This window comes from Micromonospora maris AB-18-032, from assembly GCF_000204155.1.
In the GTDB taxonomy this organism is placed as follows: Bacteria; Actinomycetota; Actinomycetes; order Mycobacteriales; family Micromonosporaceae; genus Micromonospora; species Micromonospora gifhornensis.
Map to the genome: position 1 here is coordinate 2,459,896 of NC_015434.1, position 13,266 is coordinate 2,473,161.

12 protein-coding genes are annotated in these 13,266 nt (G+C 68.4%); 3 read left to right on the forward strand and 9 right to left on the reverse strand.

Translation table 11 applies throughout. The features are described 5' to 3' along the window. Window positions 1-157 precede the first annotated feature (157 nt). The 7 genes from VAB18032_RS11265 to VAB18032_RS11295 all read right to left on the reverse strand — a co-directional run bounded on the left by VAB18032_RS11265 (window position 158) and on the right by VAB18032_RS11295 (window position 8,133). Entirely contained in the window at window positions 158-2,611 is a 2,454-nt protein-coding gene (locus VAB18032_RS11265) for a type IV secretory system conjugative DNA transfer family protein (RefSeq protein ID WP_013732953.1), read from the reverse strand. Next, window positions 2,608-4,359 carry a VirB4 family type IV secretion system protein gene (locus VAB18032_RS11270; protein ID WP_043720422.1) on the reverse strand — a complete coding sequence of 584 codons (1,752 nt, stop codon included), beginning with the start codon at window positions 4,357-4,359 and terminating at the stop codon, window positions 2,608-2,610. The genes VAB18032_RS11265 and VAB18032_RS11270 overlap by 4 nt, the downstream gene beginning before the upstream one ends. Next, a complete protein-coding gene (locus VAB18032_RS11275) occupies window positions 4,356-5,246 on the reverse strand; it encodes a PrgI family protein (protein ID WP_043720426.1) in 891 nt (296 codons plus the stop codon). The genes VAB18032_RS11270 and VAB18032_RS11275 overlap by 4 nt, the downstream gene beginning before the upstream one ends. 47 nt (window positions 5,247-5,293) lie before the next feature. Continuing rightward, window positions 5,294-6,205, reverse strand: a complete 912-nt coding sequence (locus tag VAB18032_RS11280; RefSeq protein ID WP_013732956.1) for a conjugal transfer protein TrbL family protein — start codon at window positions 6,203-6,205, stop codon at window positions 5,294-5,296. Window positions 6,206-6,218: 13 nt separating this feature from the next. Continuing rightward, window positions 6,219-6,512, reverse strand: a complete 294-nt coding sequence (locus VAB18032_RS11285; protein ID WP_013732957.1) for a pilin — start codon at window positions 6,510-6,512, stop codon at window positions 6,219-6,221. A 635-nt stretch (window positions 6,513-7,147) separates the two neighbouring features. After that, a complete protein-coding gene (locus tag VAB18032_RS11290) occupies window positions 7,148-7,534 on the reverse strand; it encodes a hypothetical protein (protein WP_043720429.1) in 387 nt (128 codons plus the stop codon). 137 nt (window positions 7,535-7,671) lie between these two features. Then, window positions 7,672-8,133 (reverse strand): hypothetical protein, encoded by a 462-nt coding sequence (locus VAB18032_RS11295; protein ID WP_013732960.1) that lies wholly within the window; start codon window positions 8,131-8,133, stop codon window positions 7,672-7,674. 127 nt (window positions 8,134-8,260) lie between these two features. On the opposite strand from VAB18032_RS11295, the gene VAB18032_RS11300 reads away from it, so the two are divergent. After that, the gene (locus VAB18032_RS11300; protein ID WP_013732961.1) at window positions 8,261-8,905 is read left to right on the forward strand and encodes an HAD family hydrolase; all 645 of its coding nucleotides are present in this window, start codon (window positions 8,261-8,263) and stop codon (window positions 8,903-8,905) included. On the opposite strand, the gene VAB18032_RS11305 is transcribed toward VAB18032_RS11300, so the two are convergent. Beyond that, window positions 8,902-10,122, reverse strand: a complete 1,221-nt coding sequence (locus VAB18032_RS11305; protein WP_148272237.1) for a hypothetical protein — start codon at window positions 10,120-10,122, stop codon at window positions 8,902-8,904. The genes VAB18032_RS11300 and VAB18032_RS11305 overlap by 4 nt on opposite strands. A gap of 403 nt (window positions 10,123-10,525) precedes the next feature. Here VAB18032_RS11305 and VAB18032_RS11310 point away from each other — a divergent pair, with 403 nt between their 5' ends. Both VAB18032_RS11310 and VAB18032_RS31640 read left to right on the forward strand, forming a co-directional pair. Then, window positions 10,526-11,071 carry a hypothetical protein gene (locus tag VAB18032_RS11310; protein WP_198408930.1) on the forward strand — a complete coding sequence of 182 codons (546 nt, stop codon included), beginning with the start codon at window positions 10,526-10,528 and terminating at the stop codon, window positions 11,069-11,071. 425 nt (window positions 11,072-11,496) lie between these two features. Beyond that, window positions 11,497-12,255 carry a hypothetical protein gene (locus tag VAB18032_RS31640; protein ID WP_148272238.1) on the forward strand — a complete coding sequence of 253 codons (759 nt, stop codon included), beginning with the start codon at window positions 11,497-11,499 and terminating at the stop codon, window positions 12,253-12,255. 143 nt (window positions 12,256-12,398) lie between these two features. On the opposite strand, the gene VAB18032_RS11320 is transcribed toward VAB18032_RS31640, so the two are convergent. Next, window positions 12,399-13,175: a hypothetical protein gene (locus tag VAB18032_RS11320; RefSeq protein WP_013732965.1), complete on the reverse strand. Its 777-nt coding sequence runs from the start codon at window positions 13,173-13,175 to the stop codon at window positions 12,399-12,401. Window positions 13,176-13,266: the final 91 nt, after the last annotated feature.

Below are 13,266 nucleotides of genomic sequence, written 5' to 3' on the forward strand. Positions count from 1 at the left end.
AGACGATCGTGGTCGTGGGGTTGCCGTAGCCCCGATCAGCGCAGGTCAGGGACCTGACAGGCCCGCAGGCGCAGGCTCGTTGGGGGCCTCGTGTCGCCGACACCCCCACACGAGCCCCCACCGCCGCACCCCACCGAGCCCCCGACCGCACGAGCAGTTACGGCGGGGATGTGCGCATCCGCCGCGTCAACGCCGTACGGGCCAGCTGCTGCATCGGCGGCTCACCGTCGCGGCGGTGCGCGGCGGCGCACGTCTGCCGGATCGCGGTCGCCTCACCCACCACCGGCACCGGCGGGTGGGTGGTGAACGTGAACGCCGGCAGTTCCCGGTTGTCGACCAGCAGCCGGGCAGCGGCCGTGTACACGTCCAGGTGCGCGAGGTCATGCTCGTCGACCTCAGGTGTGGTGTGCCGAGACAGCTCCCTCGCGTCGGCCGGGTCGACGGTGAAGAACACCTTGCTGCGCGCGTTGGCCGACACCGCCGCGGCGATGTCCTTCGGTAGCTGCGCGAGGTCCTGATGGGCCAGGACGAGGCCGAGGCGGAACCCCCGCGCCTCGGCCAGCATGTCACCGACACTGCCCGGCAGGGTGAGGAAGTTCTGACACTCGTCGATGTAGAGGGTGGCGTCCTTGCGCTGGTCCTCGGCGACGGCGGCACGGGCGATGGCGGCCTGCCACACCCGGGCGACGATCAGCGAACCGAGGATCCGACTGGTTTCCTCACCGAGGATGCCTTTGGGTAGCCGGCACAGCAGCACCCCGCCGTCGAGCACCGCACCCATGTCGAACGAGCTGCGGGCGTTACCGATGACGCTCTTGACGAAGTCCCGCAGCAAAAACGCCCGCAGCCGGGCCAGGACCGGGGCGATGACCTGGCCGCGGAAGGTCTCGTTGATGCCGTCGTACCAGAGCCAGAACCCGCCGAGGCCGTCGGGGTCGTCCAGGCCGTGGGTGAACCGGCCCCGGAACTGGCGGTCCTGTAACAGCGACGGCACCAGACTCAGCGTCGGTTTCGCATGCCGCATCAACGTCAGACACGCCACCCGCATGGTGTCGTCCATACGCGGTCCCCACTGCCCCGCGAAGATCCTCGCGAAGATCCCGACGAGGTTGTCCACGGCCAGATGCGGATCACCCTGGTCATCCAGTGGGTTGAAGCAGGCCGGGTTGTCCTGGTCCGGGTCGATGATCGCGATCCTGCTCGCCGACGAGGCGGGAAGCCGGTCGAGGACATCGGTGATCAAATCTCCACGCGGGTCGATGACCACCGTCCCGCGGCCGGCTTTGATGTCGGCGAGGATCATGTTCAGTAGCAGCGTGGACTTACCGACACCGGTCTTACCCACCACGTGCAGGTGCTGGCGGGCGTCGCGCACCCGCAGACCGACACTGTGACCGCCGAGCTGCGAGCGTCCCAGCACCTTCACCCCCCTCCCGCCCGCCGGCACCTGCACCGGCGCGGGCACGGCCTTGGCCCGCGCCCGGTCCAGGCCCGGCACCGCGACGTCCCGCGGCAGCGCCGCCAACGCCGCCAGTTCCGGCACCGTGGCGAGGAAGCCACGTCGCAGCCGCCGGCCGGCGAGGGTGGCCACCGGCTGCGGCATCCTTATCGGCCGCAGCCGATTCGGGCCGGTGTACACCGCCGCCGCAGCAGCGATGGTGTGCCTCAGTCCGGCCAGCCGCCCGCCGACCTGCCGGGCCCGCGTCTCGTCGCCCGGCGTGCGGTCCGCGGCGACCGCGTACCGCACCGCGACCTCGACATGCGGCACCCGCACCGCCTTGTCCACCACCATGCGCGCATCGGCGCCAACCACCGGATCCCGCTCCACCAGCCGCCGGGTCGCGGCCGGGGCGTGCGTTCGGGACGAGCCGGGCGTGAAGACATCGAGGATCCACCGCAGGGCATCGATGGCCACCAGCGCTACGCCGGACACGGCGCGGGCAGCCACGTCGGGCCGCCCGTGCGGATAGGTGCTGGCAGTCGCGGCCGCGCGACGGGCGGCACGCACCCGGCCGGCGGACGCCGGGCGGGCCAAAATCTGCACGCACGCGTGTTCCCGATGACGGACCTGCGCCCCGGCGGCCAGCAACGCCCGCAGCGGATCACTGTCATGCGCGGCCCGCAACGGCAGACCGTCGGTGCGCTGCGGCCAATGCGCCCCACCCACCTCCTGCCCCACCTCGGTGGGAATCGGCGCCGCCGCCGCCACCGCGGTCACCGTGGCGGCGGGCCACGCCGCCCGGACGGCGGCCTCGACCGCGCCGGGCGGCACCGTCGCGGGAACCCACACGCGGATGGTCAACCGACGGCCGGTCCACAGGTACTCCCAGGCGACATGCGGATAGCCGAACACCCGCCGTCGCCAAACCGACGGGGTCAGCACGCCCATCACGGTCATCCAGAACGCGGCAGCCGCCTCCGGCGTTACCTCCGGTGGGGCGGCGATGGTCAACCACCGCGCGCCGACGGCCAACCGGCGGTGCCGCCAGGCGAGCACCTGGTCGTGACCGACCACTGCCGCGACGATCACGGCGGCGGCGAGCAGCCCGAGCCACGGCCGGCCGATCACCCACTGCCACACCTCAACGGGCCAGGCCGGGACGGTGCTCATTCGGCCTCCCCGACACCCGTCACGGCGAGGCGATGCTCCGCGGCCGACCCGACACTGCGGAACGGAATCCGGCTACGGCCGGCGACGAGCAACCCTTCGCCCCGGGGCGCGGACAGCAGGAGCCGGGACTCACCAGCGGTGAGGTGGAACGCCTCCGCCACCGCGTCGATGGACTGCGCCGACTGGCGCATCAACACCTGCGTCGCGGCGTTGGACACCACCGCCAAACCGAGGTCAGTGGCCAGGACGTCGGCGGCGTCCTGGGTGATGACACACAGACCGGCGGACCGTTTGCGCGCCGCCTTGGCCATCCGGAACAGGAACCGGGCACCCTCACCATCGCGCATCAGCAGCCACGCCTCGTCGACCACGACAAGTTGGCGTCGCCGACGTCCGCCCGAGGGCGGGTTGTCGATGCCCGACCAGATCGAGTCCAACGCCAGCAGCGTGCCGACGGTACGCAGTTCCTCGGGCAGGTGCCGCAGCGACCACACCACCAGATGCCCGGTCGGTGCGGTGGTGGTCGGCCCGTCGAACAGGCCGGCGAAGTTCCCGCTCGTCCACGGAGCGAGTCGGGCGGCGAGCTGCCCGGCGGCCGGGGCGTCGTCGGCGGCGAGGGTGGCGGCCAGGTCCCGCAGCAGCGGCGCCGGTTTCGTCCAGGTGGCCGGGTCACCGGTGATTCCCGCCCCGGCGTAGGTGGCGGTGATCGCCCGATCCAGCGCGGCGCGTTCGGCGGGCGACGGTGCCGCGCCGAGCATGACCGCGATGAGTGTGTGCAGGTACAGGCCGCGGCGGGTCAGGGTGTCGGGTCGCTGGTCGGCGGGCAGGTCGAGCGGGTTGACTCGGACACCGGGCTGGCCGAGTTGCACGACGGTCCCGCCGACGTGCGCGGCCAGCGGCGCGTACTCGTCCTCCGGGTCGATGACCGACACCGCCGTGCCCTGGTAGAGGTTGCGCAGCACGTCGAGTTTGACGAAGTAGCTTTTGCCGGCGCCTGAGCGGGCGAGGACGACGCTGTTGTGGTTGTCCTGCGCCCAGCGGTTCCACACCAGCACCCCGTGGGAGGTGGTGTTCACCCCGTACAGCACCCCCTGCGGTGCGGCGACGACGCCGGGGGAGGGGGCGGCGAGGTCCGCCGAGGCGAGGGGGAACGCGGCGGCGAGGGCGGTGGTGTCGAGGATGCGGCGCATCCGCAGTGGATCCACCCCGACCGGCAGGGTCGATGTCCAGCCCTGCTGCTGGCGGAACGTGGCCGGCTGCAGGTCGAGCAGCACCGACGCGGCCGCCGACTTCACGCCCGCGGCGACGGTCGTCAACTCCTCGAGGGTCCGGGCGTGGATGGTGATGTAGATACCGACGTCGAACAGCTTTGCCGCGCCCCGCGCGACCCGCTCGGCCAGATCCGCGGCGTCGGCCGCTGCCGCCTCGACCATCGGGTCATCCAGGCGTCCCTGCTCGGCGTCGAGGCGACGCGACGATTCGAGGCGGGCCCGTTGACGCTTGAGCATCGGTGCCGCCACCTGCGGTGCGACGGGTTCCAGGTGCACGGCGACGTCGACGCGGCCGGGGTAGGACAGCAGAGGATCGAGCCAGGCGGGACCGACCTCGGCCGGATAGCCGCACACCACGTAGGTGGCGGCGTAGCCGTCCCCGACCCGCAGATGCGACGCCGTGACCTCCAGCGCGGCCGGCGACGGCATCCCCATCCCGGCCGCAACGTTCCTCGTTCTGGTCTTCCACAGGTTCATGGTGTGCTCCGCAAGGTGATGGGGGTGCCCGGCACGGCGCGCGGGCCGGGCACCGGTGGGGACAAGGGGTCGACCGCGTGGGCGAGGGCCGAGGCGACGGCCGGCCCGTCCAAGACGGCCGCTTCGACACCGAGCCCGGACAGGGCACGCACGGCGGCGTCGCCGGTGTGCGCGCCGGTGACGACCGCGAGCACCTGACGGCGCAACGGGTCACGCTCAGCGTCGAGGTCGAGGAGAAACCCGGCGTGATCGGCGGCGGCGGCCTGCAACGCCGGATGCGGCAGACGTGGCGCGTGCTCGACGATCAGCTGCGCATGGCCGCTCAGGTCATGTCGTTGCGCGGCCACGACGATCTGCGTCGCCCCGGTCAGGCTGTTGAGGAACCTGCCGAACCCGTCCAGCAACGCGCTCTGTTCGCTGCCGGTGCGCAGGTGAATGTTGGTGGTGCCGCACGCGATCACCACCTTGTCGCTGCCCTCGCAGGTCAGCACCCCAGTCGCGGTGACCGCGGTGACCGGGGAGCGCAGCGGCGCCGGCACCGGTGGTCCGCCGGCGACGGCCGCGACGGTGCTGGCCCGGGCAGCGCCGGGGGTGAGTATGCGGGGGCTGGAGGTCAGGGCGACGCCGTGCCGTAGCCACACGTCCAGGGGCAGACCGTCGCGGCGGCCGAGCGCCACGACGATCGCGACGGCGAACACGATGGCCCCGGCGACGATCCATGCCACCGGCGGCAGGACGTGTCCGACAGTGTGGTACACGGTGAACGCGGCCAGGCCGACGCCGCCGAGGATGCCGAGTTGTCGGAACGTCAAGCCGAAGGCGATACGGTCAGGTTCGTTGACGTTGGCCGGCACGACAGCACGCGGACCGTCATCATGGTGGGTCATTGGCGACTCCCGTCGGTGGGCGGGCTGGAGGGCTGAGGGTCGGCTGCTCACGGCGCTCCCCGCAGGGCTGCTGCGGGCCGGCCGAGACCGCGTGCCATCCGCTGCACGGCGACGGTGCGCAGGATGAGCGCGGTGATGTTCGGTGGGCGGCCCTGGTGGGTGACGAACCGGTGCATCAGGCTCGGGATCTTCACCGTGGTCCACAGCACCACGACCACGAGCAGCAGGTTGAGGGTGTCCGAGGCGGGCAGGCCGAGCAGGATCGGCAGGTTCGACTCCGGGTCGACCAGCAGGTTGATGCCCGCCGAGAACGCGACGGCCTGCACCGTCGGCGTGGCCAGACAACCCAGCAGGGCACGCCACCACAGTGTCGCGGCACCCTGGGTCCACGGGGTGGCGTAGCAGGCCAACGCCACCGGCGCGATCCCCGCCAAAATCACCAACAGGCCGATGCGGACCAGCCAGCCGGCCACGAGCAGGAACATCAGCACCACGATGAGCAGCCCGATGACAGTGATCAGCAGGGCGTTGCCCGGATCGGTCATCGCTGAGGCGACACGCGCCCGCACGAACCCGATGGCCTCGGTCGTCGGCGCCGACTCACCGGCCATCGCCACCGTCAACGCGTTGGCGATGCTGATCAGCACGCCGGTGAGCGGGACCGCGAACGCCGACAGGATGAACCCGACCACGAGCCGAGGCACCAGCTGTTTGACGTGGTACTGGGTTTCGACGCCATCACCGAGCATCACCGCGATACCGGCGGCGATGACGGCGACGGCGAAGCAGGCGTTGACGACCAGGGCACTGTTGCCGGCGATCGACCGTACCTGCGGCAGGACCGTGATGTCCGGTGAGACGAAGATCGACGACGTGAGGAAGGCCAAAAGCCCGCCGAGAAGGTCGGTGACCGTCTCGGCGAGCCAGCCGACCAGGCCGTCCATCAGCCAGGTGACCATGCCCGGTGACACCTCAGCCGCCGAGGATGCCCTGCAACACCTGCAGGATCACCGGGGCCAACACCGCGAGGGCGTAACCGACCAACGCCGACTTGAAGTTACCTTTCGCCTGCTCGATCTGGGCCGGATCACCGCCGGCCGCCATGTAGCGCAGACCACCGATGACCAGGAACATCGTCGCGACCAGCGCGATGATCCCCATGATCCAACCGGTGATGTTGGCAATGACTTGATTGATGCTGTTCACCGCCAACGGCTGCGCCGCCGTGGCGGCAAGGTCAGACAGGACGGACAGAGTCGTGTGCATTGCGGCGCTCCACAAGGGTCTGCGGGGCCGCCACGGTGGGAACCACAACGGTGCAGGGGTCCGGTGGGGGCGCTCCTCCCTCACGTGTGGCGAAAGGGATCGCGGTGTCAGTACGCCGCGCCAGCCATGCCGAACCGATGCACCTCGCCCGGTCCCCACCGGGCGGGCATGCCGTAGATGACATGCACCGCCCAGATCCCGGCTGTCAGGTCGATCGAACCCACCCCGAACCTGTCACCCCCTGACACGATCGATCAGCTGCTCTGGGCTGACCGGTCCTTCACCGGGTGAACCCCGGTTCCGATCCCTCGACGCCCAGTCAGGGCTGAGCTTCGAGTGGGCAAACGGCCCCGGTGACCAGCGCGTCCGGCCGCAGCATCTCCTTCACCCACCGCAAGGGTCAAAACCACCCGCTCGCTGTCGCCGGATACCTGCGGGCCTTCGTCGCCGCCACCCACGCCGAACCCGCCAAGCAGCACTACCAACGCCGACGCGACCACGGCGACCGGCACCCCGCCGCGCTGCGCCGCCTGTCAACCGGCTCCGCGGCTGCCTGCATCGCTGCCTGGCGACAGGCCAGCGATACGACCCTGCCAGGGCATTCGACCCGCGGCAGGACACCGCCGTCGCACGAATCACGACCAGCTCTGTGCCTTCCGCCAGGTCACGTACTCGTCGAAGATCCTCGCCAGACCACCATCCTCTGCTCGTCGCTGCAGATACTCGTCAAGCAGCCGAAACAGCGTTTCGACAGCCGCCCGGTCGAGCTCAACCTCCGCCTCAAGCTGCTCACGGTGCGGCGGACCATCCGGGAACGCCTGGTGCAGCACCAGTGCCCTCCAGACCAGATTGTCTCCGTGCCCGCAGCGGACCACCAGCCACTCCCTGAAGCCTGCAAGTAACTGCCAGTCATTGCCGGCCTCGCAGCCATGAATGAAGACGGTGAAGTCGTGAAATGAGCCGTCCAGCCCGAACATCCCGGGCCGCCGATGCACGTCCGCGAAGAGCTTCCGGTAGTCCATCCCGCGATCCAACCAATCCCCGCCACTTGACCCCTCGAGGCGATCGAAGGTCTTTTTGATCGTCCCCAACCGGGGACTGCTCGGTCGCCTCGCCGCCCGGCGATGCGACCGGTTGAGCCCCTTTCGGCAGCGTGCGCCTACTTGGAAGTCAGCTCCTGCGCCAGCCGATCCAATCCGCCCTTGATCAGCTGCGCGTACGCGTCATCGCCAAGCGCGCCGATCCCCGCCTGCGCACACTGGAGGAACTCGCGGGCACGGCCGAGATCGCCGAGCTTTCGGTAACACTCACCCAAGTTGAGATGCAACGACGGATACAAAGCGGCCACCGACATCGGCACCCCAGCCTGCGCAAGCCGGTCGTCGGTGAGCAAGCTGGCCGCTGTCAGCGCCCGCTCGTCCCAGACCAGCTCCTGGTGCACGTTGTCCTGCACATCGGCCATCGAGTGCGCCAGGACGCAAACATGCAACGGATCGCCGCGCTCACCACCGATCTCATCCCAGATCTGCGCAAAAAGGCCGCGAGCAACCTCACGCTGGCCCTGCTGATGATGCAACTGCACCCCTTCATTGATGCGAGCGAGGATTTCATCGGCGATCATCAGCTACTCCTGCAGGGCTCATCTCGACGATGGCACGGATCGTACTTGCCTCAACACCCAACGGCAGACCGTCCGAGCCGCCCAACTCCCATAGGGTGAAGCGTCGACCTTGATAGAGGAGCCGCCGGTGATCAGGTCAGTGGTGTTTGATGTCGGTGAAACGCTGCTGGACGACACACGGGAATTCCAGGCATGGGCTGACTGGCTGAGCGTGCCACGGCACACCCTGTCGGCCCTGGTGGGGATCGTCGTCGCGCAGGGCCGCAACAACGCTGAAGCCTTTCAGTACTTACGCCCCGGCATTGATCTCACTGCGGAGCGAGAGCGGCGGGAGGCAGCAGGCCTCGGTGAACAGATCGGCGAGGCGGACCTGTACGCCGATGTGCGTCCCGCCATGACCGAGTTGCGCAGACGCGGGGTGTGGGTCGGGGTGGCGGGTAACCAAACCGTCCGGGCTGCTCACCTGCTGCGCACGTTGGCCCTTCCCGTCGACGCTATTGCCACCTCCGGCGAGTGGCAGGTCGCGAAGCCGGACCCGCTGTTCTTCGCCCGGGTTGTCGAGTTCGCGCCAGGGGAACCGAGCGAGATTCTCTACGTCGGTGACCATCGAGACTACGACGTCACCGCTGCACACGCGGCCGGCCTGCGGCCAGCCTTGATCAAACGCGGTCCCTGGGGGCACCTGTGGGCGGACGACCCCGCCATTGCCGACACCGGGGCCTGGGTGCTGGAGTCGTTGGAGGAGCTAGCGGATCTGGTCCGACCGAGTTAGCCGATGGCTCCGGCTGCCCACGTGGCGAACTCGTCGAAGGAACTGCCAGATGCAACGACAGGACGTAACGCACTGACAGCGTCCCGAACGTGCGGATGAATCCGAGTGTGTTCCGGTGCTGCCGTCCTCGCCTCCCACAGAGATTCGACGGCTCGCTGCGGCGAGCCGGTCTGAATGTGGGCGCGGGCCAGGTCGATGTAGAAATGGGACCGCCGCTCGCTGGGGACAGAGGCGGGGGGAACCCAGCCCGCAGCGGCACGAAGGGCAGCGTCTGGCTCACCGGAGTCGAGAGCCAGCGTCACTTCGTGGATCCGGACAGAAGAAGGCCCGAAGGCGGTGCCGTGATACTCGCCGTCGGGCAGTCTCCGCGCGCACTCGCTGGCTTCCCTCAAGTGGTCATGGGCATAAGACGGTTGACGGGCCAGGCCGGCAAGCACCGCTGCCCGCATGTGCAGCGCACCGTACGTCGCCCGCCCTGCTGGCTGGCTGATGCCGCTGATGCTGGTTGCCGCTTCCTCCAGGAGCATGCGGCCGAGTTCGGGTCGGCCGTTGTGGAAGAACAGTTCTCCGCGTACGTACTGGGCGGTGCCGATGACGGTCGGGTCGGACGTGTCCTGGGCGACCTTGGTCATCATGGTGATGATCCTGGCGGACAGGTCGTGGTGGCCGAACTTGTCCGCGAGAGCATCAGCGGCTCGGTATGCCTGCGTGAGGAGGGCCGCCGTGAACTCTCGCCGCGCATGGATCGAGGAGCGTTGAGCACGGTGAAGCTCGTCGAGTAGGGCGGGGATGACGATGGCGAGTTTCCGGTAGTTCGAGGTGAGGCGCAGGCGTACGACATGGTCCACCGCCGTCCGTAACTCGGCTGCGGGGCGGACCGGACCGTCTGGCGGGATGTCGAACGCATCGAGGCAAGCCCGCAATCCGCTCAGGTCAACCTCAGGTGTGGTGGCGGGGACGCGGAACGGTTCCGCCGACCCGGGACCGTTCCTGTCCGGATGCGTGCGCCGCGGGCTGTAGAGACCGAGATCCGCATCGGTGACCGCGCTAAGGACCTGACGCAGAGCGGCACGGCGCTCGGGACTTGGCCACCGGTGCTCTCCACGTTCCAGCTTGCCGACCCATCGGAAGTCCACGTACAGAGGGGCGAGATTCCGGCCGGGATAAAGACGGTCAAGAGCCGCGTTGACCGCGTCGGCCAACTCGACTCGGGACATGCACTGCCCCGGCCGCATCGGGGAGGGCAACCTGCACCGGGCACCACTGAGGATGGTGTTCGGCCTGAGCGTGGTGTCCGGATGGCGAGGCACCGTCTCTCCCCTCGACCGAAATTCCAGCCCTGCCGACTATGCCACACCCATGGCGACCGGAAGGTTCGACCGGAGCGGGATCAGGATAATTCGCCGCCCATCAACCAGCGCGACGAGGAACACGAGTCGACTGACGATCCGATGGCCGCGTGCTCCGAGTGTCTCGCACGATACGGTGAGCGCTGTGTCGGAGATTGGTGATGCGGTAGCGGCGCTGCAACCGCAGCCTCGCGGCAATAGATGGAGCAGCCTCTCGTATTGCGTTCTGGATGCCGTGTGGTCCCTCAATACGCGGTACTACAGCGTGGTCGTGCCGCTTGTCGAGCGGGTCGCGGCGGCGTTTGGCGACACGAAGCCGACGACACACGTTCTACAGACGGATCCTGTGCCGCTTCCGATGCTCCTGGCGCGGTACCCTGACGCCAGGACCCTCACGAACGACACGAACGCACAGCTCACGTCATCGAGAGGCGGGATTCTCCGTTCCGAGGCGGTGCTGCGATACGCCCGAATCCTTGTAGAGCACGAGATTTCCGACCTCGCCGCCGCCCAGGACTTGCTAGCTGGTCCGGATGGAAGGTGGAGGAATATTGATGCCTCCTTGTCAGCAGTTCCGGGCGACGGGCGGTTCGGAATCCGGCGTGGCTATCTGTGGATGCTCTGTGGCAACGACGATTTGGTCAAGCCGGATCGCATGGTGCTGAGATGGCTCTCCCGGCTCCGGCCGGGAGTTGGTGCCGACGAGGCGCGTCGGCTGCTGACCGAGGTGGCAGCGGAGCTTACCGATCGTCTGGGAAGGCCGGTCACGCCCTGGATGGTTGACCACGCCATCTGGCTCGAGGAACGAGCTCGTTAGTCTCGTAGATGGCGAGGGGTCGCAAGCCGACGTCGGTCGGCTAGCTCGACGCCCCGAGGTGTGCGCTGATCGAGTCGAATGCGTAGCCGGGAAGGTCACCGTGCTCGGAGGGTGGCAAAAGGTGCGTCAAGTAGAGCATGATGTCCGTTCCGAACCTTTTGACTGGCCTACGCTCCCGTTGGGAGCCGTACTCGGAATTTCTCGCTGGCGTTTTGTTGCCCAAGGGCACAAGCTAATACCTTGTGGGCATCTTGATTCCGTTACTCTTCGACAGCCAACGTACGACCGGGGTCTGGGCAAGCATCGATGACCGTGCCTGGCTTTCTGGGGGTGCCGGGATCCACAGATTTACGGTAGGCATGCAAGTGGACAGCAGGTACACACTGCCCGCGGGCACGCCTGTTTCGCTCAGCGGGGCGGCTTGGTTGGTATTCAACGACTCGCGAGACTATCTGGGCCGTTGGGAAACGGAGAAGCCGCTCGCGCTGTATCCGGATCCGTTCAGCACAAATCTTGTACTTGAGCTACGCGACGATCAGCTCGGGCTCATCGAACAACGTCGCGCCGCGGCTGACGGCGGTGTCCGTATCGAGTTGGAGATCGATGCAGCACTTACGGGCGGACTACCCAAGGCCGAGACTGCGGTGTCTCGGTGGCCGCGACGGCGCCACGTTCCCACACCTTCGGCCAGCGGATGGCCCGTAGCGCACGGCAGGCACACATTAGTCTTCACTCGGTCCCAATGGGTTGAGCTTCTGGCCGGCGTCACTGCGCACACCGCCCTTGTCGTCGTAGTGCCTGTGCCAGCTCTGGACCCAGACGCCCAAGCGGTTAGCGCGCTGCTTCGAGAGGCCGTCAAGTTGGTCGCGGCCGGCCACCCGGCGAAGGCGGTCATAGACGCACGGCGGGCCATCGAGGTGGCGGACACTGTTTTCGGTGCCCTCAACGCGAGCAACGCCGCCATGAAGCTGATCACGGATATTCCGCCGAACGACCGGACCCAGGAGGAACGCTTCGCTCTGTTGCGCCACGCCCTGTTCTCGTTAGCCAGCCCACCGGCTCACGGCGACCCGAAGGCCGAGCAGTTCACCTGGAGCCGCGAAGCGGCTCTCGTCGTCATCTCCGCAGTGGCCTCGCTCATGGCCGTTAGGTCAGACGCTGGCCGTACGACCGGCCAGCCATGACAGCCAGACTTTGGGTTCGCCGTGTCGCTAATCGCGACGTTCGCCGGGGGATTGACACAACTGTCGGCAGGAGGGTCTGAACCCGTCGTACCACGAGGCCACCCAGGAGTACCGGGATGGCCTCGTGGTACGACAAGCAGGGATCAGGTGCTGATGGCGTATTCGCCCTCGCCGCAGGAAGGTGTGCGGCTGGAAAGGTCGCCTCGAACGATGGCGGCGGCGACGATGCGCTCGGCGCGTCGGCGGCGCATCCGCAAAGCGGACGGCGTCAGGCCCTGCGTGGCAGCGAGGTGCTCGATCAGCGCGTCGCCGAAGCGGGTGGCGCTGATGAGTTCGGCTGCATCGGCGGAGATGAGGCCGGTGGCGGCTGCTCGACCGAGCAGCAGGTCGGGGTGCCCGTATGGCATCTTCGGCGACCGTGATTCCGTGGTCAGGTCCAGGGGCAGTTCCTGGCTGTCGTCGGCGGTGATGACGCTGCTGCCGGCCCGCCAGGCGGCCCAGCAGAGCCGCAGCCACAGGCGGGGTGTGTCGAGGTCGGCGGTGCGCAGGGCGTGCAGGAATCCGGCGAGGACTTCGGAGTCGACGTCGTCGGCGTGCCGGGGGTGACCGCGGCTGATCTTCGCCGCGAGGTGTGTCAGTGCGGGTAGTGCGACGCCGATCGCGCCGACGACCCAGGCGGGTCCCCATTCGCGGGCGTGGTGGGCGAGTTGCCTCCACAGCTCGTCGGTGGTGCTGCTGTCGTAGCGCTGGAGTTTGACCAGCGTGCGCAGTTGGTCCAGCGGCAGTGTGGTGTCCGGCAGGCCTGGTATCGGCCGGGCGTCGAACACCAGCGGTGCGGGTTCACAGGTCAGCAGCGTGAACGCGGTCTCCGCGGTGGTCAGGGCCGTCTCGGCTGCGCGGTTGCGGGTGGTCGTGGCCATGGTGGTGTCTCCTTCGACGGGGGCCTGCCGTTTGGTGCGGCGGCTCCGAGGCCATCGATTGGGACAGCCTGACCTGACACCAGAGCTGGTT

Coding starts and splice junctions, on each gene's coding strand:
- VAB18032_RS11265 (WP_013732953.1), bottom strand. CDS start 2,611: ATGAGCACCGTCCCGGCCTGGCCCGTTGAGGTGTGGCAGTGGGTGATC.
- VAB18032_RS11270 (WP_043720422.1), bottom strand. CDS start 4,359: ATGAACCTGTGGAAGACCAGAACGAGGAACGTTGCGGCCGGGATGGGG.
- VAB18032_RS11275 (WP_043720426.1), bottom strand. CDS start 5,246: ATGACCCACCATGATGACGGTCCGCGTGCTGTCGTGCCGGCCAACGTC.
- VAB18032_RS11280 (WP_013732956.1), bottom strand. CDS start 6,205: ATGGTCACCTGGCTGATGGACGGCCTGGTCGGCTGGCTCGCCGAGACG.
- VAB18032_RS11285 (WP_013732957.1), bottom strand. CDS start 6,512: ATGCACACGACTCTGTCCGTCCTGTCTGACCTTGCCGCCACGGCGGCG.
- VAB18032_RS11290 (WP_043720429.1), bottom strand. CDS start 7,534: ATGGACTACCGGAAGCTCTTCGCGGACGTGCATCGGCGGCCCGGGATG.
- VAB18032_RS11295 (WP_013732960.1), bottom strand. CDS start 8,133: ATGATCGCCGATGAAATCCTCGCTCGCATCAATGAAGGGGTGCAGTTG.
- VAB18032_RS11305 (WP_148272237.1), bottom strand. CDS start 10,122: ATGTCCCGAGTCGAGTTGGCCGACGCGGTCAACGCGGCTCTTGACCGT.
- VAB18032_RS11320 (WP_013732965.1), bottom strand. CDS start 13,175: ATGGCCACGACCACCCGCAACCGCGCAGCCGAGACGGCCCTGACCACC.